Below are 25,973 nucleotides of genomic sequence, written 5' to 3' on the forward strand. Positions count from 1 at the left end.
CCGGCCGCATGGCCGGCGCGTTGTCATGCGCGAACGTTCAGCTTCCCGCGCCGCGCCGATACAGGCTGAGCGCAACCGCCAGGCCCGCCAGCATGCCGGCGCAGCCGCGGTTGAGCCATTGCAGCGCCTTCCCGGACAGCACCCTCATCGCATGATGACCGCCGACCGCGTACACGCTCATCAGCGCGATATCGATCAACGCGGTCGTGATCGCGAGCGTGATGTACTGGGGGGTGACTGCCGCGCGGGCCTGAATGAACTGCGGCAGGAACGCGGAGAAGAACAGCAGGCCCTTGGGATTGGATAGCGCGACCAGCAGCGAACGCCTGAATGCGGACCAGCCGTCGGATGCCGCGATCGTCTCGGTGATGTCGGGCTGGGCGAGCATCGCCGGCGCACGCCAGAGCGCCCACGCGAGATACAGCAGGTAGGCGGCGCCTACCCATTTCACGGCGGCAAACAATTGTTCCGATGCTTGCAGGATCGCGCCCAGGCCGCAGCCCACGGCGCCGATCAGGATCAGATCGGACAAGGCGGCGCCGGCGATGCCATAGGCGGCGACACGCAGGCCGCGCGTCGCGCCGTTGTTCAGCGCCAGCAGCATCGTGGGACCGGGGGTGATGGTGACGGCAGAGACCGCAACCACGTACAGCAGAAGTGTCGTTGAATCCAAGTTTCGGCTCCGAAATGGATGGACAAACGTCGTTCAGCAGATTCGGCAGCGGAATATTGTCGTCGAATTTCGGGTTCTCGTGGTGTGGCGTTGCACGGCGGCGTGACGACGGGCGGCTGCGGCTACGTCATCGCGCGGAAGCGGCGAGCGCTTGAAGCGTGTCGGCAGGCGATGGAGCGGATGGAGAGGGAGAGCGCTTGCGCCGATCCGGCTGTGCCAGCGTCATCGAGAGGGAGGCGACCGCAAGCGATCCGCAAGCGGCCGAATTCGACGCGACGATCGCGTCGATCGGCGCGGCCCGTTGCCCGGGCCGCGCCATCACTGCGTCACTTCTTCTCGGGCAGGAACCAGTTCATCACCAGCGCGCAGATGCCGCCCGTCGCGACGCCCGATTCCAGCACGTTCTTGAGCGCGTGCGGCAGGCTGGCGAGGATCTCCGGCACCTGCGACACGCCGAGGCCGAGGGCCAGCGACACCGCGATGATCAGCAGCGCGCGGCGGTCCAGCCGGATGCCGGCGAGGATGTTGATGCCGGACGCGGCCACCGCGCCGAACATCACCATCGCGGCGCCGCCGAGCACGGGCTCGGGCACGGCCTGCAGCACGCCGGCCACCGGCGGGAACAGGCCCAGCACGACGAGCATGCCCGCGATCCAGAGGCCGACGTGACGGCTCGCGATGCCGGTGAGCTGGATCACGCCGTTGTTCTGCGCGAACACGGAGCTGGGAAAGGTATTGAACATGCCGGCCAGCAGCGAGTTGGCGCCGTTGACCAGCACGCCGCCCTTGATGCGCTGCATCCATAGCGGGCCTTCGACGGGCTGCTTCGAGATCTTGCTGGTGGCGGTGACGTCGCCGATCGCTTCGAGCGACGTGACGAGGTAGATGATCAGCATCGGCACGAACAGCGACCACGAGAAGCTCAGGCCGAAGTGCAGCGGGGTCGGAATCTGGAACAGCGCGGCTTCGCGCGCGCCGGTGAAGTCGAGCCGGCCCATGAACGCGGCCGCGAGATAGCCGACCGCGAGCGCGATGACGAGCGCGGTGCTGCGCACCCAGACGACGGGCACCCGGTTCAGCAGGATGATGGTGCCGAGGACGAGCCCGGAGAGCGTCAGGTTGTCGATGCTGGCGAAATTGCCCTTGGCCATCGCGCCGTAGCCGCCGCCCATGCTGACGAGGCCGACCTTGATCAGCGTGAGGCCGATCAGCAGCACCACGATGCCGGTGACCAGCGGCGTGATGAGGCGCTTGATGAACGGCAGGATGCGCGACACGCCCATCTCGACGAACGAGCCGGCGATCACGACGCCGAAGATGGCGGCCATCACGGTCTCGACCGGGGTGCCTTGCTTGACCATCAGGCTGCCGCCGGCGATCAGCGGGCCGACGAAGTTGAAGCTGGTGCCCTGGACGATCAGCAGGCCCGCGCCGAGCGGGCCGAAGCGCCGGCACTGGACGAAGGTCGCGATGCCGGAGATCACCAGCGACATCGACACGATCAGCGTCGTGTCGCGGCTGGGCACGCCGAGGGCCTGGCAGATCAGCAGGCCGGGCGTGACGATCGGCACCAGGATCGCCAGCAGGTGCTGCAGGGCGGCCACGAACGCGACGGTCGGGGCCGGCCGGTCGTCGGGGCCGTAGACGAGGTCGCGTGTGGCTTCGGCGTCGTCGGCGCCGTGGGAAGCGGGTTGGTCGAGGGAGGCGGGTTGCATGGCGGAGCGGCCGGTCGGGGATGGAAAGTGCAGGATTTTAACGGGAAGGCCCGCCGCCCTCCCGGAAACGGCCGCCGAACGTCAGTGCGCGCCGGCCGCCGCGTCGGCGCCACCCGCCGCCTTCGACGGCTTCGTGATCCAGATCAGCGGGATGATCGCGATGAAGACGACCGCCGAAATGTAGAAGATGTCGTTCAGCCCCATCACGGCCGCCTGCGCGTCGACCGAGGCGTTGAACAGCGCGTGCGCCGAGTCCAGGTTCAGGTGCAGCATCGAGCGCGTCGCGTCGATCTGCTGCGCGAACGCCGGATTGCCGACGCTCGCCTGCTCGCTGAGCCGCACGTGATGCAGGATGGTCCGGTCGTTCCATGCGTTGCCGATCACCGACGTGCCGACCGCGCCGCAGAACGTCCGGCCGAAATTGGACAGGCCCGCCGCCGCCGGAATCTTCTCCGGCGGCAGGCCGGACAGGATGATCGACGTCAGCGGCACGAAGAACATCGCCATTGGAATCCCTTGCAGCAGCGTCGGCAGCACGAGGTCCCAGCGCGACACGTCGGTATAGAACTGCGTGCGCATCATGAACACGACCGCGAAGCCGATGAAGGCCAGCGTCGCGATATAGCGCGGATCGGTGCGCGGCAGGATGCGGCCCATGATCGGCGTGAGCACCACGGCGAACAGGCCGAGCGGCGCGGTCGTGAGCCCGGAATCGACCGCCCGGTAGCCGAGATAGCCCTGCATCCATTGCGGCAGCAGCACGAGCGTGCCGAAGAACATCCCGTATGCGACCGAGATCGCGATCGTGCCGCCCGCGAAGTTGCGTTGCGTGAACAGCCGGATGTCGACGACCGGATTCTGTTCGGTCAGCTCCCAGACGAGGAAGAACGCGAAGCCGATCAGCGCGACGATGCCGAGCGCGACGATCACGGGCGAGTTGAACCAGTCGAGGTCCTTGCCCTTGTCGAGCATGATCTGCAGCGACGCGACCCAGACGACCAGCAGCACGAGGCCGACCGTATCGATCGGCAGGCGGCGCGTCGCCGATTCGCGATCGCGGAACACGGCCCAGGTGACGGCGGCCGCGAAGATGCCGACCGGGATGTTGATGTAGAAGATCCACGACCAGTTGTAGTCGTAGGTGATCCAGCCGCCGAGCGACGGCCCGGCGATCGGGCCGACGAGCGCCGTCATCGACCATAGCGCGAGCGCGCTCGACGATTTCTGCTTCGGCCACGCGCCGAGCAGCAGCGCCTGCGACAGCGGCGCGAGCGGCCCGGCGACCACGCCTTGCAGGATCCGTGCGGCGAGCAGCGTCGGCAGGTTCGGCGCGATCCCGCACATCCACGACGCGATCACGAACAGCAGGATGGATGTGACGAACAGGCGCACCTGGCCGAAGCGCTGCGTCAGCCAGCCGGTCAGCGGGATCGACACCGCGTTTGCGGCCGCGAAGATCGTGATGACCCAGGTGCCTTCGTCGACGGAGACGCCGAGGTCGCCGGAGATCGTCGGAATCGCGACGTTCGCGATCGACGAGTCCAGCACGTTCATGAACATGGCCAGCGAAACCGCCAGCGTGCCGAGCGCCAGCTTGCCGCCCGTCAGCGGACGCGGAGTGGAATGGGGAGACATGTTGGCCTGGTTTCTCGGGATCGTGTGATGTCACGCGGGCGGCGGGCGGCCGGTTTCGCGTGCTTGCGTGCGGTGTGCGGCGGGGTGCGGAGCGGGGCGGCTTGAACGTCGCGCCCGCGCGCGGCAGGCGGCGTGCGTGGCGCTGGGGGCGATGTCATGCAGCCGGCTTCGGCGCATGGCCATCGTCACCGTGTTCGGACATCCGCACAGACTAGTGACGCGCTCGCGCGCCATCAATGTCGGCGCCGACATCAATCAATAACGAAACTTGCAAGAATCGTTCCGGAGCGGCACGGTGCGGCGGCCGCACCCGGATGACGTGAACGGGCGGCGAGCGCCGTCACGCGGGCGGCGAATGGGGCGTCAGCGCGTCGAAGAATGCGACGGCATGGTCGATGAACGCCCGCACCTTGGCGGGCAGCAGCGTGCGCGAACTGTACGCGAGACGCAGCTCGGTCGCGGCGTCGACGATCCGGAACGACTCGAGCACGCGGACGAGCCGGCCGGACGCCAGATCGTCCTGGACCAGCGGGCTCGGCAGCAGGCCGAGGCCGAAGCCCTGCAGCACCATGCCGAGGTTGAAGACGGCGTTGTTCGACGCGATCTCGTAGCGAAACGGCACGGTCACGTCGTCTTCGCCGATGCGGAACGTCAGCTCGGCCTTGCGGATCGACGGCGATATCGCGACGAACACGTGCGCATCGAGGTCGGCAGGATCCTGCGGCGTCGCGTGCTGTTTCAGATAGTCGGGCGATGCGACGAGCGTAAACGGAATGCGCTCGACGAGCCGCGTGACGACCGTGTCGGACGTCAGCATGAACGGCAGCAGCAGGCCCACGTCGAAGCCTTCCGCGACGAGATCGACCGGGCGCTCGGCCAGCGTCACGTCGATGTCGATCTTCGGGTGCTTGCGCTTGAAGCTCGCCAGCAGCGGCGTGATGCGGCTCGTCGCGGCGGTTGCGTGCGCGATCACGCGCAGCACGCCGGTCGGCTCGCGCGCCAGCATCGATGCGCCTTCCTCGAGCGCGTCGAGATCGGCGAGCACGCGCATGCACCCTTCGTAGAACTGTTCGGCGGCTTCCGTCAGCGAGATCTGGCGCGTCGTGCGATTGAACAGCCGGATGCCGAGCCGCTTCTCGAGCCCGGCGATCGCGCGCGACACCACCGGCGCGGAAAGTCCGAGGATATCCGCCGCACGCCTGAAGCTGCGCGCTTCGACGACCGAGCAGAAGATCCGTAAGCTATCGATGTACTCCATTGCAGACCGTAGAGAAGGGCGTCGTGAAAAGTGTCGTCCCGGCGCTGCGGGTCGGCTTGCACGAATATTACCGTTTCTTGTCGGCGCTGCCGTTCGCGTCACCGCAGCTGCACCGCCGCCAGCAACAGCACCATGCTGCCGATCGCGCCGTCGAGCATGCGCCACGCGACCGCCTTCCGGAACCACGGCGCGAGCAGCCGCGCACCGTACCCCAGACCGAGGAACCACACGACGCTGACCGTCATCGCGCCGATCGCGAACGCGAGCCGCGCGCCTTCCGGCTCGCGCGCGCCGGCCGTGCCGATCAGCAGGAACGTGTCGAGATAGACGTGCGGGTTGAGCCACGTGAATGCGAGCGTCATCAGCACGACCGCGAGCGCGCTCTGCGGCGGCGGCGCGACGCCGTCCTCGCGCACGTCGAGCGTCGCGTGCCCCGGCTTGATCGCGCGCCGCAATGCATTGAGGCCGAACCACGCGAGATAGGCGAGCCCGACGTACAGCACCGCGTGGACGAACGTCGGATAGCGTTCGACGAGCACCGACGCGCCGCCGACGCCCGCGCCGATCAGGATCATGTCGGACAGCGCGCACAGCAGCACGATCTTGCCGACGTGCGCGCGCATGATGCCCTGACGGAGCACGAACGCGTTCTGCGCGCCGATGGTGACGATGAGCGACGCGCACAGCGCCGCGCCATGGGAAAAAGCGAGCCAGTTCATGGTGGATGACAGCAGTAGACGAAAGATTCGAGTGACGCTAGTCTGCGGGAGCTGGCCGGCTAAGAAAAGCTAATTCAGCTAATGTCGATTAAGGAATTCTGATGCTCGACTATGCATTGCTCGACGCGCTCGCGGCGGTGATCCGGCACGGCTCGTTCGAACGGGCGGCGAAGGAGCTGAACGTCACGCCGTCGGCGGTGTCGCAGCGCGTGAAACTGCTCGAGGAGCGCGTCGGCAGCGTGATCGTGAAGCGCGGGCAGCCGTGCGTCGCGACCACCTCCGGCGCGCTGCTGTGCCGCCATACCGAGCGCGTGCAGCTGCTCGAAGCGGAGTTGTCCGGGCGGATGCCCGCGTTGCCGGGCGCGCTCGCGGCCGACTGGCCGACGTTGCGGGTCGCGGTGAACGACGACAGCGTCGCGACGTGGTTCATCGACGCGGTGGCGCCGTTCTGCGCGGAGCGCGAGACGCTGCTCGATCTCGTGATCGACGATCAGGACCATACGGCGTCGCGCATCCGCGACGGCAGCGTGCAGGGCGCGGTGACCGCGCAGGCCGAGCCGATCCAGGGCTGCCGCTCGACGCGGCTCGGGCGCATCCGCTATCACGCCGTGTGTTCGCCCGAGTTTCATGCGCGCTATTTCAGCGACGGGATCAATCGCGATGCGCTGCGCCGCGCGCCGTGCGTGATGTTCAATCCCAAGGACGGCTTGCAGGCGCGCTTCATCCGGCGCGTGACGCGCGCGGATCTCGATCCGCCGCAGCACTGGATACCGCATGTCGCAGGCTATCTGCGCGCGTGCGAAACGGGGCTGGGATGGGGGATGTGTCCGGACCGGATGATCGAGCGTCAGCTGGCGGCGGGGGAGCTGGTCGAGATGTCGGCGGGACGCACCGTCGACATCGAGCTGTACTGGCAGAGCTGGCGCCTGTCGATCGGCTGGCTCGACGATTTCAGCGCGGCGCTCAAGGCGCGGGCCGCGCTGTTTCTCGATTGACGCGCGAGCGGCCGCACGCGGTGCGCGCGGCCGGGTTCGGCGTCAGACGTGGCGCAGGCCGTCGAAGTCGACGATGTGCACGAGGCGGCCGTGCATTTCGATCAGGCCGCGCTTCTGGAATTTCGACAGCGTGCGGCTGACCGTTTCGAGCGTCATGCCGAGATAGCTGCCGATGTCCTCGCGGGTCATCCGCAGGTTGAATTCCGTCGGCGAATAGCCGCGCTTCAGGTAGCGCGACGACACGTCGAGCAGGAACGCGGCCACCCGCTCCTCGGCGTTCAGCGAACCGAGCAGCATCGTCTGCGACGTTTCGCGCACGATCTGCTCGCTCATCAGCTTGTGCATGCGCAGCTGCATCGAGCCGGCCTCGGAGCACAGCGACTTGAGCGCGCTGTACGGAATCACGCAGACCGAGCTGTCTTCGAGCGCGACCGCGGTGCGCGGGTGCGTGTCGTCGCAGATGCCGTCGAGGCCGAGCGCTTCGCCCGCGAGGTGCAGGCCGGTGACTTGCTCGCGGCCGTCGTGACGCGTCGCGACGGTCTTCAGTGAACCCGAGCGCACCGCATACAGGTTGTCGAAGGCGTCGCCTTCGCGGAACAGCGCTTCGCCGCGCTTGACCGCGCGCGCGGCGCAGATGACCGTCTCGAGGCGGCTGAGCGCTTCGGGCGCCAGGCCCTGCGGCATGCACAGGTGCCGCATCGCGCACGACGAGCAGTGCGCAGCCTGGCGAGGCGCCCAGCTGGCGGCGTGAGTCGTGGTGGCGTGGCGTGGGGCGACGGGCGTCAACATGATCGGTTTCTCCGGCGTTGAATCGACGGAATCATTGTCCCACCGCAAGTTGGGGCGGTCGGGTGACAAAACGTCGCGATTCGTTGTAGGCATGACCGGCGGCGCGACGGCGTCCGTGGCGCGCGCCGGACGGGGTTCAGTTCGGCTGTTCGCCGGCGTGCGCGGCGGCGGGAATCAGCAGCACGGGCAGCGTCGCGTGCCGCACGCATTGCTCGGCGATGCTGCCGAGCACGAGCCGGCGGAAGCCGCGGCGGCCATGCGTGCCGAGCACGAGCAGGTCGGCGCCGAACGCGGTCGCGCCTTCGAGGATCAGCGACGACACGTCCGCGATCGACGTCGCTTCGCCGAACCGGGCTTCGCCCTTCACGTCGGCGGCCTGCATCCGCTGCGTGTATTCCTTCGCGAGTTCGTTGCCCTGCTCGACGAGCTGGTCGCGCAGCACGGAAGGATCGTAGCCGGGCACGTTGTAGTAGATCGCGGCGTTCTCGACGACGTAATACGGCTGCAGCTGCGCGCCGTGCGCTTGCGCGAGCGCAAGCGCGGCATCGAACGCGTGGCGGGAGGTATCGCTGCCGTCGACGGCAACCAGAATACGCTTGTACATGGCTTCTCCGAGATGCGGGTTGAAAAGGAACCGGCCGGAGGCCGGTTGCACGGCGCGCTGCTGCGACGCAGATTAAACGAATGGCGGCGACCTTGCAGTGCCGTCAGGTCGTGCAGCACGCCGCCGGCAACGCCGCGCTCGATTGCTTCGCAGGACGATACGCACGTCGGTGTTGGGTGCCTGCGCAACGATCGTCGGATCGGCGATGCGCGGGCTTCGCCATTGAAGCGCAAACGACGTCACGCGACCTGACGTCGATCAAACGATGTGCACGTTGGGTACGCTCGGCGACATGCCGGATGCGGCATGGACATGGTAGGAAAGCGGCGGCTCGGGCGCCGGTGATGGCGGAGCGCGTGAAGGCGCGACAGGACGTCGCAGCTTCCGGCGTCCGGGCGTCGCGATGGGGATGGACCGACCGTCCGGTGCGGCCGCTCGAGCAGCTGGAATGCCTGCTGCCGCGGACGCTGTCGCAAGCGTGTGCAGGTCGCCGCGCGCCAAGATGGTGCGTGTCGTTTCACGGCGAGCCGACGTCGCGACGCGCGCGGCAACCGCCGCGCAAACGCTTGCTTCAAACGCCGCGGCTAGCGCGGCGCCGCCTTCAGCTCGATCACCCGTTCCGGCCGGCGCGCGTGGCCCGGCCAGTGCTCGCGCCCCCGCATCCGGCGCACCGGGTTCACGACCTCTGCGTCGATCGGCTGCGGCGCATCGAAGCCCTTTTCGATCATCACGTAGCCCGCGCGCAGCGCAAGCGCCGGATGATTGCCGCCCGGCCGGCTGTCGTAGCCCGCGAGGCCGTCGCCGGATTCGGGCATCGCGTTGTCGAGCGACGCATTGCTCGTCGTGACCTGGTCGGGCGACATCGGCTCGCCCCGCGCGAGGCGTGCCGCTTCGCGATTCTTGCCGTCCGTGTCGACGGTGCTGTCGTGCGCATCGTCGTTGTACAACTCGATGCTGCGCGGATGCGTGGAACGCATTTGTGCAGACGATTGCATCGCGGATCTCCTGGCGGCGATTCTCTCCGGATCGTAGCAAGTCCCGTTCCGGACGCGACGGGAAAAGGCGCGCGCGCGGTCGCCGCGGCCGTGCTGCGCGCGCTGATTTGTCATGATTTATTTCAGCTAGAAGATGCGTTTTCTACAGAGTATGATTCTTTTCCGACGAAGCGGCGACAGGGGATGCAGCATGGCCGCTTCCGCCCCGACCAGGGCGCCGCAACGCCCTGACGGACGGGCAGTGAACAAAAGAAAGCAAGGGACTTGAGGTGGCGGACTCATGCAAGCGACTACTGCCTTCACGCATCGCGGTTACCTGTTGAACTGCGCGCCGGCGCGCGCCGGCGACGGTTCGTTCAAGCCCTATGTCGTGATCTCGCGATCGAGCGACGGGGAGCTCGTCGCCAATCGTTTCTTTCCGTCGGAACTCCAGTTCAACGACGCGGACGCCGCGATCGCGCACGCGCGCGACTGGGCGGTGCGCTGGATCGACGCGAGCAGCGTCACGATCTGACGCCGGCCCCCGGCTGAAAAACGCGGTAATCTTGGCAGACCCGTCACTTTTATTTGCGGCCGCGCGCGCAGCGCCGGCTGCCCGCTTTTTGCATATGTCGAAATCGCCTGTCCGTCAGTGGGGCCTCGAAGAGATCGTCGCCGGTTTGCGCGAGTCGCGCGAGGAACTGCATCGTACGCGCCATCCGCGCGGCATTCGTGAACTCCCGTCCCGCGACGCGATCTGCAAGATCGTGACCGGCCTGCGCGCGTCGATGTTCCCGACGCATTACGGCGCGCCGGACCTGACCGACGAGACCGTCGACTATTACGTCGGCCATACGCTGGAGAGCACGTTGCGCGTGCTGTCCGAGCAGATCCGCCGCGCGCTGCCGTTCCTGCCCGAGCAGGCGGATACGCCGGCCGCGGAACTCGACGAACGCGCGTTCGATATCGCGCGCAAGTTCGGGAAGCAACTGCCGGCGATCCGCGCGCTGCTCGTCAGCGACATCCAGGCTGCGTATGCGGGCGATCCGGCCGCGCAGCACATCACGGAAATCCTGCTGTGCTACCCCGGCGTGCTGGCGATGATGCATCACCGGCTCGCGCATGCGCTGCATCGTCTCGGCGTGCCGCTGCTCGCACGTTTCATCAATGAAATCGCGCATTCGGCCACCGGCATCGACATCCACCCCGGCGCGCAGATCGGGCCGAGCTTCTTCATCGACCACGGCACCGGCGTCGTGATCGGCGAAACGGCGATCATCGGCGAGCGCGTGCGCGTGTACCAGGCCGTCACGCTCGGCGCGAAGAGCTTCCCGGCCGACGGCGACGGCGCGCTCGTCAAGGGCAATGCGCGCCACCCGATCGTCGAGGACGACGTGGTGATCTACGCGGGCGCGACGATTCTCGGCCGCGTGACGATCGGCCGCGGCTCGGTGATCGGCGGCAACGTGTGGCTCACGCACAGCGTGCCGCCGGGCACGAGCGTCGCGCAGAGCAAGGCGCGCGAGGGCGACCGCGCGGAGAAGCCGTAACGGCGGCGCCGGCCCGCGCGTGACGGTCGCATTGACGTGGCTACGGCGCGCCACGCGTGCGCGTCAGCGCTTGCCCGCCGGCGAACGGTGCTTGTACAGCACGTCCTGATCGACGCGGATCAGGTTCTGTCCCGCATCGACGACGAAATCCACGCCGTTGTACGCCGCGCCGGTCAGCAGCAGGATCGCGCGCGCGACGTCGTTCGGCCCCGCGATGCGCGCGAGCGGCGTCGACGCGCGGCTCGCGTGTTCGAAGTCCGCCTGGGTCTGGTCGTCGCTCGGCAGCATCAGGCCCGGAAACACCGCGTTCACGCGCAGCACCGGCGATGCCGACAGCGCGAGCATCTGCGTCAGGTTGCCGAGCGCCGCCTTCGCGACCGTGTAGCTGAAGTGGTCGCGATGGAAGTTCTCCTTGATCTTCTGGTCGACCACGTTTACGACGACGCCCTGCGCGCCCGCCGCGCGCGCGCGCTCGTAGAACGCGCGCGTGAGCAGGATCGGCGCGCGGCAATTGACGGCCCACGCCTGGTCGAGCGCGGCGAGGTCGAAGCTCGGGAAGTGGTCCTGCCAGAACACCGACGCGTTGTTGACCAGCACGTCGAGGCGGCCGAAGCGCGCATAGACGGCGTCGATCAGCGCGGCCACCTGCGCGGCGTCCGACAGGTCCGCCTGCAGCGCCACCGAGTCCGGGCCGCGTTCGGCAATCGCGTCGGCCGCCGCGTGCGCGGCGTCGGCCGAGCGGTCGAAGTGGATCGCGGTGCGATAGCCCTGCGCGGCGAAATACTCGGCGAATGCGCGCCCTGCCCGGCGCGCTGCGCCGGTCACGAGCACCACGGGCGCATCCGCCGTCTGCTTCGTAGGCTCCATTTACGTATTCGTCAGGTTCACTGAAGAAGGATTCGCGACGATCGACAGGAATTCGCGCCGCGTCGACGGATCGGTGCGGAACGTGCCGAGCATGCGCGACGTGACCATCTCGACGCCCGGCTTGTGGATGCCGCGCGTCGAGATGCACTGGTGCGCGGCTTCGAGAATCACGCCGACGCCCTTCGGCTGCAGCACGTCGAACAGCGTGTCGGCGATCTGCACGGTCATCTTTTCCTGGATCTGCAGACGCTTCGCGAACGCATCGACGAGCCGCGCGAGCTTCGAGATGCCGACGACGCGGTGGTTCGGCAGGTACGCGACGTGCGCGCGGCCGATGATCGGCACCATGTGGTGCTCGCAGTAGCTTTCGAAGCGGATGTCCTTCAGCACGATCATCTCGTCGTAGCCGTCGACCTCGCTGAACGTGCGCGCGAGGATGTCGCGCGGTTCGTGCCCATAGCCGGAGAAGAACTCCTCGTACGCGCGCACGACGCGCGCCGGCGTGTCGACGAGGCCTTCGCGCGCCGGATCGTCGCCGGCCCAGCGCAGCAGCACGCGGACGGCTTCCTCGGCCTCCGAACGGCTCGGCCGGGACGCGGCCGGTTCGGGCCGCGAGGATTTTTTACCCATGTATTCGCTCCATCGAGTACGGCCGCCTGCGGCGGCGCGATGGGGAGCATTGTTTCATGCTTTCGGCGGTCGTGCGTCGCGCGGCCGCCATGTGTCGCCATGCGTTGCCGGTTCACTTCGGCCACTCGTCCTGCTCGTCGTTGAACAGCGACGCGACGACGCCGCGCAGCCACGCCGTGCGCGGATCGTTGTGAAACTTGCGATGCCAGTGCTGCTTCAGGTCGAAGCGCGGCAACGCGAGCGGCGGCTCGACGGGCGTGATGAACGCGTGCTCGGCCGCATACGCGTAGCCGATCGCGTGCGGCACCGTCGCGATCAGGTCGGTGCGGCTCAGGATGAACGGCAGGCTCATGAAGTGCGGCGTCTCGAGCACCGCGCGCCGATGCATCCGCTGTTTCGCGAGATATTTCTCGAGCACTTCCTGGCTGCGTCCTTCCGCGCGCACCACCGCATGCCCGCACGCGAGGTACTGCTCGACCGTGAACGGCCGCGCCTGTTCGAGCGGATGGCCGCGTCGCATCAGGCACACGAAGCGGTGCGTGAAGAGCCGCTGCTGGAAGAAGTTGTTGCCGTCGAGATCGGGGAAGTAGCCGACCGCGAGATCGAGCGAGCCGGCTTCGAGACCGCGCCCGACTTCGTCGTGCGCGAGCGACACCGAGCGCAGGTTCGCATGCGGCGCGCGCGTCGCGAGCGCCTGCAGCAGCTTCGGCAGGAACACGATCTCGCCGACGTCCGACAGCGCGATCGAGAACGTATGCGTGCTGACCGCCGGATCGAAGTCGTGCGGCGCGACGAGGCCGCGCTCGATCTGCGCGAGCGCGTCGCGCGCGGCGGGCAGGAGCGCCAGCGCGCGCGGCGTCGGCTCCATCCCGCGCGACGTGCGCACGAACAGCGGATCGCCGAAGTATTCGCGCAGGCGGCCGAGCGCCGCGCTCACACGCGGCTGGCTGACGCCGAGCCGGTCGCCGGCGCGGCTCACGTTGCGCGTGTCGTCGAGCGCGACGAGGTAGGGAATCAGGTTCAGATCGAGCGCATCCATCACGGCACCAATATTCGCGAAACGTATACAACTTATCTCCTGAATCGCGTTGCCGCATAGTCGGGAAAGCGCTCAAATTCGTTTCACTATTCGAATCAATGTTCAGCTTTGCATGGGACCGGAGTAAGCGCTGAAGCGCTAACTCCGGTCGACAAGGAGACAAACATGCGCACCCAAGTCGCGATCATCGGCGCCGGTCCGTCCGGCCTTCTGCTTTCCCATCTGCTGCGCCTGCAAGGCGTCGATTCCATCCTCGTCGAGGCGCGTTCGCGCGAATACTGCGAGAACCGGATTCGCGCCGGCGTGCTAGAGCAGGGCACGGTCGACACGCTGAACGCGGCCGGCCTCGGCGACCGGATGCGTCGCGAAGGGCTCGAGCATCACGGCATCGAGCTGCTGTTCGGCGGCCAGCGGCACCGCATCGACCTGACCGGGCTCACCGGCGGGCGCGCGATCACCGTCTACAGCCAGCACGAAGTGGTGCGCGACCTGATCGCGGCCGGCGATGCGCATGGGCACGCGATGCATTTCGAGGTCGTCGACGTCGCGCTGCACGACGTCGACGGCGACAAGCCGTTCGTCACCTTCAAGCACGCGGACGGCCGCGCGGACCGCATCGACTGCGACTACGTCGCCGGCTGCGACGGCTTTCACGGCATCGCGCGGCAGACCATTCCCGCCGAGCGGCAGCGCACGTTCGAGCGCGTCTACCCGTACGCGTGGCTCGGCATCCTCGCCGACGCGGCGCCATCGCTCGACGAACTCGTCTATGCGCACCACGAGCGCGGCTTCGCGCTGTTCTCGATGCGCTCGCCCGCCGTCACGCGCCTCTACCTGCAATGCAAGCCGGACGAGAACCTCGACGAATGGTCCGACGCGCGAATCTGGGACGAGCTGCACACGCGCTTCTCGAACGACACGGGCTGGACGCCGGCCGAGGGCCGGATCACGCAGAGGAGCGTGACGCCGATGCGCAGCTTCGTGTCGGAGACGATGCAGTACGGGCGCCTCTTCCTTGCCGGCGATGCCGCGCACATCGTGCCGCCGACCGGCGCGAAGGGGATGAACCTCGCGGTGGCCGACGTCCGCGCGCTGGCCCGTGCGCTCGGCGCGCACTACCGGCACGGCGACGCCGCGCTGCTCGACGCGTATTCGGCGACCTGCCTCGATCGCATCTGGCGCGCCGAGCATTTCTCATACTTCATGACGAACATGCTGCATCCGTCCACGGACGACACGCCGTTCGTCAACCGCCTGAAGCTCGCCGAACTCAAGTATGTGACGCGTTCCCGGGCCGCCGCGCAGGCGCTCGCGGAGAACTACGTCGGGCTGCCGTTCGACGACGAGACCCCTGGGGCATCCCGCCTTGACAACGCGCTGTGCGCGACTCTATGATCGGCCATCGTTCGCTAATCGAATCTAGGTTCGATTAGCGAACAAAGCCGGGTTCGGACACGGGCCCGGCGCGGCACGCGAGACGCGCGTGTTCCCTCGACAGGCCGCGCCTCGTGCCGCGGGTACGTATCAGGAAGAGACATGGTCAACAAGATTTTCGAATCGCTTCAGTCGGCGGTCGCCGACGTTCACGACGGCGCGACGATCATGATCGGCGGCTTCGGCACGGCCGGCATGCCGTCCGAGCTGATCGACGCGCTGATCGAGCAGGGCGCGCGCGACCTGACGATCGTCAACAACAACGCGGGCAACGGCGAGACCGGTCTCGCCGCGCTGCTGAACGCGAAGCGGGTGCGCAAGATCATCTGCTCGTTCCCGCGCCAGAGCGACTCGCAGGTGTTCGACGCGCTGTACCGCGCGGGCGAGATCGAGCTCGAGCTGGTGCCGCAAGGCAACCTCGCCGAGCGCATCCGCGCGGCGGGCGCCGGCATCGGCGGGTTCTTCACGCCGACCGGCTACGGCACGACGCTCGCCGAAGGCAAGGAAACGCGCGAGATCGACGGCAAGCTCTATGTGTTCGAGAAGCCGATCCACGCCGATTTCGCGCTCGTGAAGGCGTACAAGGGCGACCGCTGGGGCAACCTCGTGTACCGCAAGACCGCGCGCAACTTCGGGCCGATCATGGCGAGCGCCGCGAAGGTGTCGATCGTGCAGGTGTCGGAAGTCGTGCCGCTCGGCGGGCTGAACCCGGAGCACATCGTGACGCCGGGCATTTTCGTGCAGCGCATCGTCGAAGTGCCCCAGGCCGCGCATGCGGCCGAGTTGGCCACCGAACGCGCCGCGTCCCAAGCCGCCTGACTCGAGGAAAACCGACATGAAACGACTGACCCGCGATGAAATGGCCAAGCGCGTCGCCCAGGACATCCCCGAAGGCGCGTACGTGAACCTCGGCATCGGCGTGCCGACGCTGGTGGGCAACCACCTCGACCCGAGCAAGGAAATCTTCCTGCACAGCGAGAACGGCCTGCTCGGCATGGGCCCGGCGCCCGCGCCCGGTGACGAAGACGACGAGCTGATCAACGCCGGCAAGCAGCACGTGACGCTGCTCACGGGCGGCGCGTATTTCCACCACGCCGATTCGTTCGCGATGATGCGCGGCGGCCATCTCGACTACTGCGTGCTCGGTGCGTTCCAGGTGTCCGCGACGGGCGACCTCGCGAACTGGCATACCGGCGCACCCGACGCGATTCCGGCCGTCGGCGGCGCGATGGACCTCGCGATCGGCGCGAAGCAGGTGTTCGTGATGATGGAGCACCTGACGAAGCAGGGCGAGAGCAAGATCGTCGCGCAATGCTCGTATCCGGTCACGGGCATCCGTTGCGTGAGCCGCATCTATACGGATCTCGCCGTGCTCGACGTGACGCGCGACGGCCTCGCGGTGACGGAGATCTTCACCGACCTGTCGTTCGACGCGCTGCAGCAGCTGACCGGCGTGCCGCTGATCGACGCGACGCAGAAGGCCGCGGCCTGAACCGGATGCCGGCGTGCGTGCCCGCGCACGCCGGCGCGCTTCGTTGGACAATAAGCGCACCCTGTATCCCGACCTGACGCCATGCTCGAAGACAGCGCCCGCCTGACCTCCCTCATCTGCGGCACCGAGCCGCTCAACCGGATCTGGTCCCCCCGCGCGACGATCCAGCGCATGCTCGACGTCGAGGCGGCGCTCGCGCGCGCGCTCGCCGCGCGGCAGGTGATTCCCGCTGCCGCGGTCGCGCCGATCGAACGCGCGTGCGATGCCGGCCAGCTCGACGCCGACGCACTCGCGCGCGATGCCGCGCTCGGCGGCAACCTCGCGATTCCGCTCGTCAAGCAACTCACCGCGCGCGTGAAGGCCGACGACCCCGAAGCCGCGAAATTCGTGCACTGGGGCGCGACGAGCCAGGACATCATCGATACCGCGACGGTCCTGCAGCTGCGTGACACGCTCGACGTGCTCGAACCGCTGCTCGACACCGCCTGCGCGTCGCTTGCCGAGCTTGCACGCACGCATCGCGCGACGCCCGCGATCGGTCGCACGTGGCTGCAGCAGGCGCTGCCGATCACGCTCGGCCTGAAGTTCGCGCAATGGCTCGACGCGCTGCTGCGTCACCGCGCGCGTTTCGCGGAGCTGCGCGCGCGTGCGCTGGTGCTGCAGTTCGGCGGCGCGGCGGGCACGCTCGCGAGCCTGCGCGAGCACGCGCAGGGTGTCGCGGCCGCGCTCGCCGACGACCTGAAGCTCGCGCTGCCGGCGGTGCCGTGGCACACGCAGCGCGACCGCATCGCCGAAGCGGCCGCGTGCTTCGGCATGCTGACCGGCACGCTCGGCAAGATCGCGCGCGACGTGTCGCTGCAGATGCAGACCGAAGTCGGCGAGCTTGGCGAGCCGGCCGCGGCCGGCAAGGGCGGCTCGTCGACGATGCCGCACAAGCGCAATCCGGTCGGCTGCGCGGCGGTGCTGACGGCCGCGGTGCGCGCGCCGGGCCTCGTCGCGACGGTGTTCGCCGGCATGGTCCAGGAGCACGAGCGCGCGCTCGGCGGCTGGCAGGCCGAATGGGACGCGCTGCCCGACCTCGCGCGCCTGACGGGCGGCGCGCTCGCGCAGATCGCGCAGATCGTCGCGGGCCTCGACGTCAACACCGAACGCCTGGCCGCCAATCTCGACCTGACGCGCGGCCTGATCCTCGGCGAAGCGGTGATGCTCGCGCTCGGCGACCGGATCGGCCGGCTCGATGCGCACCATCTCGTCGAGCACGCGTCGAAGGAAGCGGTGCGCACCGGCGCGACGCTGTTCGACGTGCTCGCCGCCGATCCGGCCGTGTCCGCCCACCTGTCGCGCGACGCGCTCGCAAGCCTGCTCGATCCCGCCCATTACGTCGGCGAGGCGCACGCCTATGTCGATGCCGTGCTCGCCGCGTGCGCGAGCGCGAACCTTCAAGGAGAACACTGATGCCTTTCGCCACTGTCAACGGCGTGCAACTGCATTACCGGATCGATCGCGCCGCGCGCGACGACGCGCCGTGGCTCGTCTTCTCGAACTCGCTCGGCGCCGACCTGCAGATGTGGGCGCCGCAGATCCGCCCGCTCGCGCAGCACTTCAACATCCTGCGCTACGACACGCGCGGCCACGGCCATTCGGCCGCGCCGGCCGGCTCGTACACGATCGACCAGCTCGCGGGCGACGTGATCGGCCTGCTCGATCATGTCGGCATCGTGCGCGCGCATTTCTGCGGGATCTCGATGGGCGGCCTGACGGGCGCGGCGCTCGCCGCGCGCTTCCCGTCGCGGATCGGCCGCGCGGTGCTCGCGAACACGTCCGCGAAGATCGGTTCGCCGGAAGTGTGGACGCCGCGCGCGCAGAAGGCGCGCACCGAAGGAATGACCGCGCTCGCCGACGCCGTGCTGCCGCGCTGGTTCACGGCCGCGTTCGTCGAGCGCGAGCCGCGCCTGATCGACGCGATCCGCGACACGTTCGTGCATACCGACAACGACGGCTACGCGGCGAACTGCGACGCGCTGAACGCGGCCGACCTGCGCGACGAAGTGAAGGGCATCGCGCTCCCGGTGCTCGTCGTGACGGGCACGCATGACCTGTCGACGCCGCCCGACCAGGGCCGCGCGCTCGCGGCGGCGATTCCCGGCGCGAAGCACGTCGAATTCGACGCCGCGCACATCTCGAACATCGAATGCACCGACGGCTTCAACCGCGCGCTGCTCGATTTCCTGACTGCCTGAGGAGGCCGCGATGGATGACCAGCAACGTTACGAAGCGGGGATGACGGTGCGCCGCGCGGTGCTCGGCGACGCGCACGTCGACCGTTCGATCGAGAACCGCACCGAAGTCACCGAAGAATTCCAGAACCTGATCACGCGCTATGCATGGGGCGAGATCTGGACGCGCGACGGGCTGCCGCGCCACACGCGCAGCCTGCTGACGATCGCGATGATGGTCGCGCTGAATCGCGGCGAGGAGCTCGCGCTGCATCTGCGCGCGGCGCGCAACAACGGCGTGACGCGCGACGAGATCAAGGAAGTGCTGCTGCAGACCGCGATCTACTGCGGCGTGCCGGCGGCGAACTCGGCGTTCCATCTCGCGGACCGGATCTTCAAGGAGCAGGATGGGGCCGCCTAGGACGGCCGGCCAGGCACGGCCGGCCATCGATGACAAACGCGCCGGCAGAGCATCGGCGCGCAGCGCACCGTGAAGGATGCGCAATAAAGGAAGGGCGCGGCAGAGAGGCCGCGCCGCATACATATATCAGGAGACTAGCGATGAATCGCGCCCCGGTCGTCAACGTACAGACCTTCATCAACGAGCAGCCGTTCGGCGGCTTCCAGTGGCTCATCTTCCTCATGTGTTTCGTGATCGTCCTGCTGGACGGTTTCGATACCGCCGCGATTGGCTTCATTGCGCCGTCGCTGCTGACCGAATGGCATCTGACCAAGCCCGATCTCGCGCCCGTGCTCAGCGCCGCGCTGTTCGGCCTCGCGTGCGGCGCGCTCGTGTCGGGCCCGCTGTCCGACCGCCTCGGGCGCCGCGCGCTGCTGCTCGGCTCGGTGTTCCTGTTCGGCGCGGCGTGTCTTGCCTCCGCGTTCTCGTCGGGCATCGAACAGCTGACGGTCCTGCGTTTCGTGACCGGCGTCGGCCTGGGCGCGGCGATGCCGAACGCCGTCACGATGATGGGCGAGTTCTGCCCCGACCAGCGCCGCGCGACCGTGATCAACCTGATGTTCTGCGGCTTTCCGCTCGGCGCCGCGTTCGGCGGCTTCCTCGCCGCGTGGATGATTCCGCATTTCGGCTGGCGCAGCGTGCTGATGCTGGGCGGCGTGACGCCGTTGCTGCTCGGCGTGCTGCTGCTCGTCAAGATGCCGGAGTCGGTGCGCTTCATGGTCGCGAACAGCCGGCCCGTCGACCACATCCGCGCGACGCTGGCGCGCATTTCGCGCGACGCGCTGAACGCCGGCTCGTTCGTGATGACGGAGACCGCGCCGCAGACGGGCGGCAAGGGCGTCGGCGTCGTGCTGTCGCGCTCGTATGTCGTCGGCTCCGTGATGCTGTGGCTGGCCTACTTCATGGGCCTCGTGATCTTCTACGCGTCGATCAACTGGATGCCGATCCTGCTGAAGGAGGCCGGCCTGACGCCGAAAAGCGCGACGCTGATCTCGGCGCTGTTCCCGCTCGGCGGCGTCGGCGCCGTGCTGTGCGGCGTGCTGATGGACCGCTTCAATGCGAACCGCGTGATTGCCGTGTGCTATGCGCTGACGGCCGTCAGCGTGTACGCGATCGGGCAGGCGGTCGGCAACGTCGGGCTGCTCGTGCTGATCGTGTTCGTCGCCGGCGTGCTGATGAACACCGCGCAATCGTCGATGCCCGCGCTGGCCGCGGCGTTCTATCCGACCGAGGGGCGCGGCACCGGCGTCGCGTGGATGCTCGGCGTCGGGCGCTTCGGCGGGATTGCCGGCTCGTTTCTCGTCGCCGAGCTGACGCGCCGCCACTTCACGTTCGCGGGCGTGTTCGCGACGATCGCCGTCGCCGGCGTGCTGTCCTGCGTCGCGCTGCTGATCAAGCAGACGGCGCGGCCGTATGAGGCCGCGCCGTCGTCGGGCAACGCGAAGCCGCTCGGCCACTGATCGAGGAAGCCGGCGCGCTGCCGCGTGGCAGCGCCGCTATTCTTCCGCGTCGTGCTGCTTGACGAAGTTGCGCAGATACGCGAGCAGCGCAGCATCGCGGCTGCGATGGTCGGCGAGGTTGGGGGCGCCCACGTCTTCCTCCTCGCCGAACAGGCTTGGCGGCGCGCGATACGTGCCGACCTCGATGTCCTCGCGCAGAATCCGGATGTCGTGGGTTTCCTGGTGATATTCGGCGACCCAGTGCATCCCTTCGATGTGCTCGCCTGCCCTCAGCGTTGGATTCATCGGTTTGTCTCCCGGCAGCAGCGGCTTCACCGGCGAAGCGGTGTTGCGCGCCTGGAATCCAAGCGTACGCCAGCACGTGGCGAATCTCAACGGGTGCGCTTAGTGCGGCAGCAGGTGCGCGACGAGCGGATACAGGGACAGAATCAACAGCACGGCCATCGTCACGTTGAACATGCGCAGCGCGCGCGGGTTCGACAGGAAGCGTCGCAGGCCCTGGCCGAACGCCGCCCACAGGCAGATGCACGGAAAGCCGATCAGGATGAACACGACGGCCATCCACGCGGCGTTCATGCCGTAGTCGGCGGACAGCCGGACCGTCGTGGCCGCGGTCAGCACCATCATCCATGCCTTCGGATTGACCCATTGGAACGCGGCGGCTTCGACGAACGTCATCGGCCGCGCCTTGCCGCCGTGCGCGCTGACCTCGCCGGACGTGCCGATCCGCCATGCGAGATACAGCAGGTACGCGACGCTTGCGGCCTCGAGGATCGTGTACAGCGTCGGGACGCGCTTGAACGCCTCGCCGAGACCGAAGCCGACGCACAGCATCAGGATCGCGACGCCGATGCTGATGCCGAACAGATGCGGCATCGTGCGGCGGAAACCGAAATTGACGCCGGACGCGAGCAGCATCGTGTTGTTCGGGCCGGGCGTGATCGACGTGACGAGCGCGAACAGCATGCCGGCGGGCAGTGCGCTCAGGGTGAGGAATTCCATTGCGTGATTCTCCATCGGTGAGGCGGGGGATGGAGGCAGTCTAGCGACAGTTGGCTATACAGTACCGGTACAGTTGGTTTGACGGATGCCGGTACGGGGACGGTGGCTGGATTCCGGTAACTTCTACGCGAGTGTTGTCTTTCAGAAAAGGTGTCCGCAGTCTCGATACAGAGGTGGCAGCGCGAATTCGGACAGTCGGATAAGTGGAGCGACCGGGGCCTGAGCCAGCGATAACGCCGGCAAAGGAACCCGGAAGATGACAAAGAGAACCCGACGGACGCACTCAGCGGCGTTCAAACCGAAGGTGGCACTGGCAGCGGTCAAAGGCGAGCGGACGCCGTCCGAATTGGCGCAGCAGTTCGATGTACATCCGAACCAGATCACGGAATGAAAGCGGCAGCTGCAAGAGCGTGCGGCGGATGTGTTTGGCGCGGCCGGTGCGCCCTCGAACGAGCCGCCGGTTGATCTGAAATCGTTGCACGCGAAGATCGGGCAGTTGACGCTTGAGAACGATTTTTTAGAAGGCGCGCTCACCAAAGCAGGATTGTTGAGCGCAAAGCGATGATCGACCGTAACCATGCGTTGCCGGTTTCGCAGCAGGCCCGACTCGTCGGCATCGCGAGATCGAGCGTGTATTACCAGCGGCAGCCGGTGCGTGAGGCGGATCAGTTGTTGATGCGGCGGATCGACGAGCTGCACATGGAGTTTCCGTTTGCCGGCGCGCGGATGCTGGCGCGTCTGTTGCGCCGGGAGGGCCATGAGGTCGGCCGCCGGCGCGTGCGCACGCTGATGAAGCGCATGGGCGTGGAAGCGCTGTACTGCAAGCCGAACACGAGCCGGCGCAATGCGCAGCACAAGATCTGGCCGTACCTGCTGCGCGGCATGAAGATCGACCGGGGCAATCAGGCGTGGGCACTGGACACGACCTACATTCCGATGGCGCGAGGCTTCGTGTACCTGAACGGCGGTGGTGGACTGGGCGAGCCGCAAGGTTCTCGCGCACCGAGTGGCCATCACGCTGGAAGCGGTGCATGCTGTTGAAGCGCTTGAAGAAGCGTTCGCCCGGTACGGGCAGCCCGACGTCGTGAATACGGATCAGGGCAGTCGGTTCACGGCGAATGCGTTCACGCAAGCCATTCTGGGCCGAGGCGTCCGGCTGTCGATGGACGGCAAGGGAAGCTGGCGGGACAACGTGTTCGTCGAGCGAGTGTGGCGCAGCATCAAGTACGAAGAGGTCTACCTGAAAGCGTACGAGTCGGTCAGCCATGCACGGCGCTCCATCGGCGAGTACATCAGCTTGTACAACCGGAAACGGCCCCATTCGAGCCTGGCGGATCAGACGCCGGATGAGGCATACTTGGCGACGCTGCCTGCGATCAAATCGGCAGCATGATTGTCTCGGACGTTCCACTTAAAAATCTCAGAAGACTGTCCGAACGAGCGAGGCCACCTCTCTGCGACTCCGTAGGCTGACTTGAGATAATCCTGAGGCTGACCCGTTGAACAAGCCGCCGCGCGCACTGCGCTTCGCCTGGTCGTAGGACTGCGAAAAACGCTGGCCGGCGGCCGCCATGCCCGAGTTGGTGACGGTTAGTGTTGCTTGGGATGATCATGCGGATCATGGCCCTGACGCGAGATAGCGCTTGCATGGCTGTGGGATAGGGCGCACTCTCATCATGTTCGATGTGCGCGACCGATGGTTTTGCGTCGACACCTTGCGATTCCCCCGGTCAGCACGGCTCCCCAGAAAGCTCACCACAACGATCCCGCGAGCGAACGTCGAAGCTGCGAACTTCGCGCGTCAACCGAGCCTCCCTCTGAGGCTCGATCCGGCAGTTCAGCGCGCGAGAGATGCCGTCGGCGGCAAGCCCGCGGGTAGTCGTCCGCGCCTCCTATAGGGCGGACGACGACTAAATTCGGTCACCGCGACGGTCCTGACAATTGATTTCTTTTTTTGGGAACCGACATGCCTAAGCAAACCGAACTGAAGTCAGCCAGGCCCGTCAGGCAAAGCGATTACGTTGACGTGCAAAAGGCGCGCGCTTTGGAACTGAAGCGCGCGGACAGCGAGCGCGCCCAGAAACGGCGTGAAAATGACGCCTGCATCAATGTCAACGCGAGCAAGTGGCGTTATATCGGTCAGGAGGGTTAGATGGGGCATAGTGCCGTGACACTCAACTTTCCTAATCCCAGTCGCACCTACGACGCTTCCAGACACTGTGTGTGCTTCTGGGGCTACGACAATTCTCGCGAGATTACCTTTCTGGTCGACGATGCGATGCTGGCGAAACTGAACTCCGACATGGGTTCTGGCGAGCCCGCCTTGCTTGCGGCCTTCGACCGCAATCGCGACCGGATTCTGGGACTTGCCAGAGACCTTTACAAGGGAGGTCCCCAGAACTGGTACACGATCTCGTGAGAGTGGTCCCCGTTCGCGCGCGCATCCCATGTACGCCTTCTTTCCGACCTGCACTAGCCGCAGGTAGTTGCTTGCTCGCGTAGGGACCCGCTAATCGTTCGGGCGTGCGGCCCGGGCGGCTCGGTCAGGCGGGCGCATACGACTATTTCCTGGCGAACGTCACTGGTGCGAGTATGCGGAAGTTCGAACGGCAACCTGCGGAACTTTGAGGGAGCGCGTGGGGGTGCGCTCGGTGGGGAGCGACTGGTGGCTAACCTGGTATGACCGCGCTCCAACGTTGAGCCATCCAGTTTTGTATCGCCGCGTGCGCGGGTATGCCGGGTCTGAGGGGGACATGGATCGGTCAAAGCATGCGCTGCTTGATTATCACGAACGCAGCAAGCACCGTCTCAACTTCTACGCTCCCGGCCCTGGGGGGCTCGACTGGACAACCCAGCCGGATCCGTTTCGGGTATTTCACGGCACACCGCGCGTTGCTCTGCCGTTAGCCGCGGACACCCTGGCCACGCGCTACAACGCGTTACGCTGCGGCACCCTGCCGCCCGCGCAGGGATTCGATCTATCCAATCTGGCGATCCTGTTCGAACTCTCGCTCGGCTTGTCGGCGTGGAAATCCTATGGCGCCCAGCGGTGGGCACTGCGCTGCAACCCTTCGAGCGGAAATCTGCATCCGACCGAGGGCTATCTTCTGTGTCCGGCTCTGCCCGGCTTGTCCGCAGGCGTCTACCACTACTTGAGCCGGGATCATGCGCTTGAACAGCGCGCTGCGGTGGACGAGCCGCAATGGACTGAGGCGTTTTCGGAAAGCGGCGTCCTGGTCGGCATAAGCTCGATCCACTGGCGCGAGGCGTGGAAATACGGCATGCGCGCCTGGCGCTACTGCCAGCAGGATTGCGGCCATGTCATCGCTGCGATGAGTTACGCAGCCGCAGCGCTCGGCTGGCAGACGCGGTTGATGGAGTCGGCTGCGGATGATGCAGTGGCCGGCTTGCTTGGCGTGGACCGCCGCGAAGATTTCAAGGAAGCCGAAACGGAGGCGCCGGATCTCGTGCTCTGGATTGGTAACCCTGACACGCGGCCAGATCTCGAGAGCATGCTGATCGCTTTGGACAGGGCACAGTGGCACGGCCGCGCCAATCAACTGAGTTCGGGACATGTGGCGTGGCCGGACATCGATTCGATTCATCGCGCCACACACAAGACCCATACTCGCGAACCACCCTCGCCACCGAATCCGGAGCAGTGTTCAGCGCCGGCGATGCCAACCCTCGATCTCAGCTTCGCCCGAATCGCCAGACAGCGTCGCAGCGCCGTGAATTTCGATGGCACAACGCGCATCAGCGACGCGGCTTTTTTCAGCATGCTGGCGTGCCTGCTGACACATCCCGACACGCCGCCGTGGAATGCGCTGACGTCTCCTGCCACAGTACACGCGGCGCTATTGGTGCACCGCGTCGACGGCCTGGAGCCGGGCCTGTATATGCTCGTAAGAACGCCGGGTGCACTGCCGGATCTCAAGCGATCTCTGCGTCCAGAATGGCTGTGGCAAAAGATCGGGCCGGACCATCTGCCGCTCTATCTTCTACTGCCTTACGATTTGCGCGCGGCGGCAAAGTTGATTTGCTGCCACCAGGATATCGGTGCTGATTCCTGCTTTGCGCTTGGAATGATCGCGAGATTCGAAATCGCGTTGAAGCAACCATGGCGTTATCGCCATCTGTTCTGGGAATGCGGCATGCTTGGCCAAGCGCTTTATCTCGAAGCAGAAGCCGCCGGCGTGTGCGCGACGGGGATTGGCTGTTTTTTCGATGATGAAATGCACGCATTGCTTGGAGTGAAGGATCATGTCTGGCAATCCCTGTATCACTTCACCGTCGGTGGCGCGGTGGACGATCCACGCCTGTCGGCGTTTCCGCCGTACGAAATTCAGCCCTGATGCGAAAGCCCACGCATCGATCTTGGCGAGGGAATATCCGCAAGGATCGCTCGCTGCCCGAACATCGCACGTAGTCGTCATGTTCCCGATCGCGCGTCATGTCGAT

Annotated in this window: 26 protein-coding genes and 1 pseudogene; 14 read left to right on the forward strand and 13 right to left on the reverse strand. The window is 66.8% G+C overall.

From position 1 onward, the window contains the following. Positions 1–37: 37 nt before the first annotated feature. From B7P44_RS18470 to B7P44_RS18490, 5 genes are all read right to left on the reverse strand, one after another. Positions 38–673: a LysE family translocator gene (locus B7P44_RS18470; protein WP_084907072.1), complete on the reverse strand. Its 636-nt coding sequence runs from the start codon at positions 671–673 to the stop codon at positions 38–40. Between the two features lie 326 nt (positions 674–999). Beyond that, positions 1,000–2,388 carry a uracil-xanthine permease family protein gene (locus B7P44_RS18475; protein WP_084907074.1) on the reverse strand — a complete coding sequence of 463 codons (1,389 nt, stop codon included), beginning with the start codon at positions 2,386–2,388 and terminating at the stop codon, positions 1,000–1,002. Between the two features lie 81 nt (positions 2,389–2,469). Further along, positions 2,470–4,023, reverse strand: a complete 1,554-nt coding sequence (locus tag B7P44_RS18480; RefSeq protein WP_084907076.1) for a DHA2 family efflux MFS transporter permease subunit — start codon at positions 4,021–4,023, stop codon at positions 2,470–2,472. Between the two features lie 340 nt (positions 4,024–4,363). Continuing rightward, on the reverse strand, positions 4,364–5,281 hold the full coding sequence (locus tag B7P44_RS18485; protein WP_084907078.1) for a LysR family transcriptional regulator: 918 nt from the start codon (positions 5,279–5,281) through the stop codon (positions 4,364–4,366). A 98-nt stretch (positions 5,282–5,379) separates the two neighbouring features. After that, positions 5,380–6,000 (reverse strand): LysE/ArgO family amino acid transporter, encoded by a 621-nt coding sequence (locus tag B7P44_RS18490; protein WP_084907080.1) that lies wholly within the window; start codon positions 5,998–6,000, stop codon positions 5,380–5,382. Positions 6,001–6,101: 101 nt separating this feature from the next. On the opposite strand from B7P44_RS18490, the gene B7P44_RS18495 reads away from it, so the two are divergent. After that, positions 6,102–6,995, forward strand: coding sequence for a LysR family transcriptional regulator ArgP (locus tag B7P44_RS18495; RefSeq protein ID WP_084907082.1), 894 nt, complete (start codon positions 6,102–6,104; stop codon positions 6,993–6,995). A 42-nt stretch (positions 6,996–7,037) separates the two neighbouring features. Here the strand turns inward: B7P44_RS18495 and fnr are convergent, their stop codons facing one another. The 3 genes from fnr to B7P44_RS18510 all read right to left on the reverse strand — a co-directional run bounded on the left by fnr (position 7,038) and on the right by B7P44_RS18510 (position 9,383). After that, positions 7,038–7,784, reverse strand: coding sequence for a fumarate/nitrate reduction transcriptional regulator Fnr (gene fnr / locus B7P44_RS18500; RefSeq protein ID WP_084907083.1), 747 nt, complete (start codon positions 7,782–7,784; stop codon positions 7,038–7,040). 136 nt (positions 7,785–7,920) lie between these two features. Then, positions 7,921–8,388 carry a universal stress protein gene (locus B7P44_RS18505; protein ID WP_084907085.1) on the reverse strand — a complete coding sequence of 156 codons (468 nt, stop codon included), beginning with the start codon at positions 8,386–8,388 and terminating at the stop codon, positions 7,921–7,923. 584 nt (positions 8,389–8,972) lie between these two features. Beyond that, positions 8,973–9,383 carry a DUF3005 domain-containing protein gene (locus tag B7P44_RS18510; RefSeq protein WP_084907087.1) on the reverse strand — a complete coding sequence of 137 codons (411 nt, stop codon included), beginning with the start codon at positions 9,381–9,383 and terminating at the stop codon, positions 8,973–8,975. 280 nt (positions 9,384–9,663) lie between these two features. Here B7P44_RS18510 and B7P44_RS18515 point away from each other — a divergent pair, with 280 nt between their 5' ends. Both B7P44_RS18515 and epsC read left to right on the forward strand, forming a co-directional pair. After that, a complete protein-coding gene (locus B7P44_RS18515; protein WP_010093347.1) occupies positions 9,664–9,897 on the forward strand; it encodes a hypothetical protein in 234 nt (77 codons plus the stop codon). Positions 9,898–9,991: 94 nt separating this feature from the next. After that, positions 9,992–10,912, forward strand: coding sequence for a serine O-acetyltransferase EpsC (gene epsC / locus B7P44_RS18520; RefSeq protein ID WP_084907089.1), 921 nt, complete (start codon positions 9,992–9,994; stop codon positions 10,910–10,912). A 63-nt stretch (positions 10,913–10,975) separates the two neighbouring features. Here the strand turns inward: epsC and B7P44_RS18525 are convergent, their stop codons facing one another. The 3 genes from B7P44_RS18525 to B7P44_RS18535 form a co-directional block, all read right to left on the reverse strand. Further along, positions 10,976–11,779 carry an SDR family oxidoreductase gene (locus B7P44_RS18525; RefSeq protein ID WP_084907091.1) on the reverse strand — a complete coding sequence of 268 codons (804 nt, stop codon included), beginning with the start codon at positions 11,777–11,779 and terminating at the stop codon, positions 10,976–10,978. After that, complete coding sequence (folE, locus tag B7P44_RS18530) at positions 11,780–12,409, reverse strand: GTP cyclohydrolase I FolE (RefSeq protein ID WP_084907093.1); 630 nt, start codon at positions 12,407–12,409, stop codon at positions 11,780–11,782. 112 nt (positions 12,410–12,521) lie between these two features. Then, a complete protein-coding gene (locus tag B7P44_RS18535; RefSeq protein ID WP_084907095.1) occupies positions 12,522–13,448 on the reverse strand; it encodes a LysR family transcriptional regulator in 927 nt (308 codons plus the stop codon). A gap of 165 nt (positions 13,449–13,613) precedes the next feature. Between B7P44_RS18535 and B7P44_RS18540 the strand changes: the two genes are divergently transcribed. The 7 genes from B7P44_RS18540 to B7P44_RS18570 all read left to right on the forward strand — a co-directional run bounded on the left by B7P44_RS18540 (position 13,614) and on the right by B7P44_RS18570 (position 20,510). Further along, a complete protein-coding gene (locus B7P44_RS18540) occupies positions 13,614–14,843 on the forward strand; it encodes a 4-hydroxybenzoate 3-monooxygenase (RefSeq protein WP_084907096.1) in 1,230 nt (409 codons plus the stop codon). Between the two features lie 141 nt (positions 14,844–14,984). Then, complete coding sequence (locus B7P44_RS18545) at positions 14,985–15,701, forward strand: 3-oxoacid CoA-transferase subunit A (protein ID WP_084907098.1); 717 nt, start codon at positions 14,985–14,987, stop codon at positions 15,699–15,701. A gap of 16 nt (positions 15,702–15,717) precedes the next feature. Continuing rightward, entirely contained in the window at positions 15,718–16,374 is a 657-nt protein-coding gene (locus B7P44_RS18550) for a 3-oxoacid CoA-transferase subunit B (RefSeq protein ID WP_084907100.1), read from the forward strand. 81 nt (positions 16,375–16,455) lie between these two features. Beyond that, positions 16,456–17,829 carry a 3-carboxy-cis,cis-muconate cycloisomerase gene (locus B7P44_RS18555; protein ID WP_084907102.1) on the forward strand — a complete coding sequence of 458 codons (1,374 nt, stop codon included), beginning with the start codon at positions 16,456–16,458 and terminating at the stop codon, positions 17,827–17,829. Further along, the gene (pcaD, locus tag B7P44_RS18560) at positions 17,829–18,614 is read left to right on the forward strand and encodes a 3-oxoadipate enol-lactonase (protein ID WP_084907104.1); all 786 of its coding nucleotides are present in this window, start codon (positions 17,829–17,831) and stop codon (positions 18,612–18,614) included. Before B7P44_RS18555 ends, pcaD begins: the two co-directional genes overlap by 1 nt. A 10-nt stretch (positions 18,615–18,624) precedes the next feature. Beyond that, positions 18,625–19,011: a 4-carboxymuconolactone decarboxylase gene (gene pcaC / locus B7P44_RS18565; protein ID WP_084907106.1), complete on the forward strand. Its 387-nt coding sequence runs from the start codon at positions 18,625–18,627 to the stop codon at positions 19,009–19,011. A gap of 140 nt (positions 19,012–19,151) precedes the next feature. Further along, entirely contained in the window at positions 19,152–20,510 is a 1,359-nt protein-coding gene (locus tag B7P44_RS18570; protein WP_084907108.1) for an MFS transporter, read from the forward strand. Positions 20,511–20,546: 36 nt separating this feature from the next. On the opposite strand, the gene B7P44_RS18575 is transcribed toward B7P44_RS18570, so the two are convergent. Both B7P44_RS18575 and B7P44_RS18580 read right to left on the reverse strand, forming a co-directional pair. Next, the gene (locus B7P44_RS18575; RefSeq protein WP_084909887.1) at positions 20,547–20,795 is read right to left on the reverse strand and encodes a hypothetical protein; all 249 of its coding nucleotides are present in this window, start codon (positions 20,793–20,795) and stop codon (positions 20,547–20,549) included. Between the two features lie 99 nt (positions 20,796–20,894). Beyond that, entirely contained in the window at positions 20,895–21,512 is a 618-nt protein-coding gene (locus B7P44_RS18580; RefSeq protein WP_084907110.1) for a LysE family translocator, read from the reverse strand. A gap of 256 nt (positions 21,513–21,768) precedes the next feature. On the opposite strand from B7P44_RS18580, the pseudogene B7P44_RS18585 reads away from it, so the two are divergent. The 4 genes and pseudogenes from B7P44_RS18585 (at position 21,769) to B7P44_RS18600 (ending at position 25,867) form a co-directional block, all read left to right on the forward strand. Continuing rightward, positions 21,769–22,905 (forward strand): annotated as a pseudogene (locus tag B7P44_RS18585) (IS3 family transposase). A gap of 573 nt (positions 22,906–23,478) precedes the next feature. Further along, on the forward strand, positions 23,479–23,664 hold the full coding sequence (locus B7P44_RS18590) for a hypothetical protein (RefSeq protein ID WP_084907112.1): 186 nt from the start codon (positions 23,479–23,481) through the stop codon (positions 23,662–23,664). Continuing rightward, positions 23,665–23,931, forward strand: coding sequence for a DUF1488 family protein (locus B7P44_RS18595; RefSeq protein ID WP_084907114.1), 267 nt, complete (start codon positions 23,665–23,667; stop codon positions 23,929–23,931). A 334-nt stretch (positions 23,932–24,265) separates the two neighbouring features. Further along, positions 24,266–25,867, forward strand: a complete 1,602-nt coding sequence (locus B7P44_RS18600) for a SagB/ThcOx family dehydrogenase (RefSeq protein WP_084907116.1) — start codon at positions 24,266–24,268, stop codon at positions 25,865–25,867. The last annotated feature ends 106 nt before the right edge of the window (positions 25,868–25,973 follow it).

The organism is Burkholderia ubonensis subsp. mesacidophila, assembly GCF_002097715.1.
Lineage (GTDB): Bacteria > Pseudomonadota > Gammaproteobacteria > Burkholderiales > Burkholderiaceae > Burkholderia > Burkholderia mesacidophila.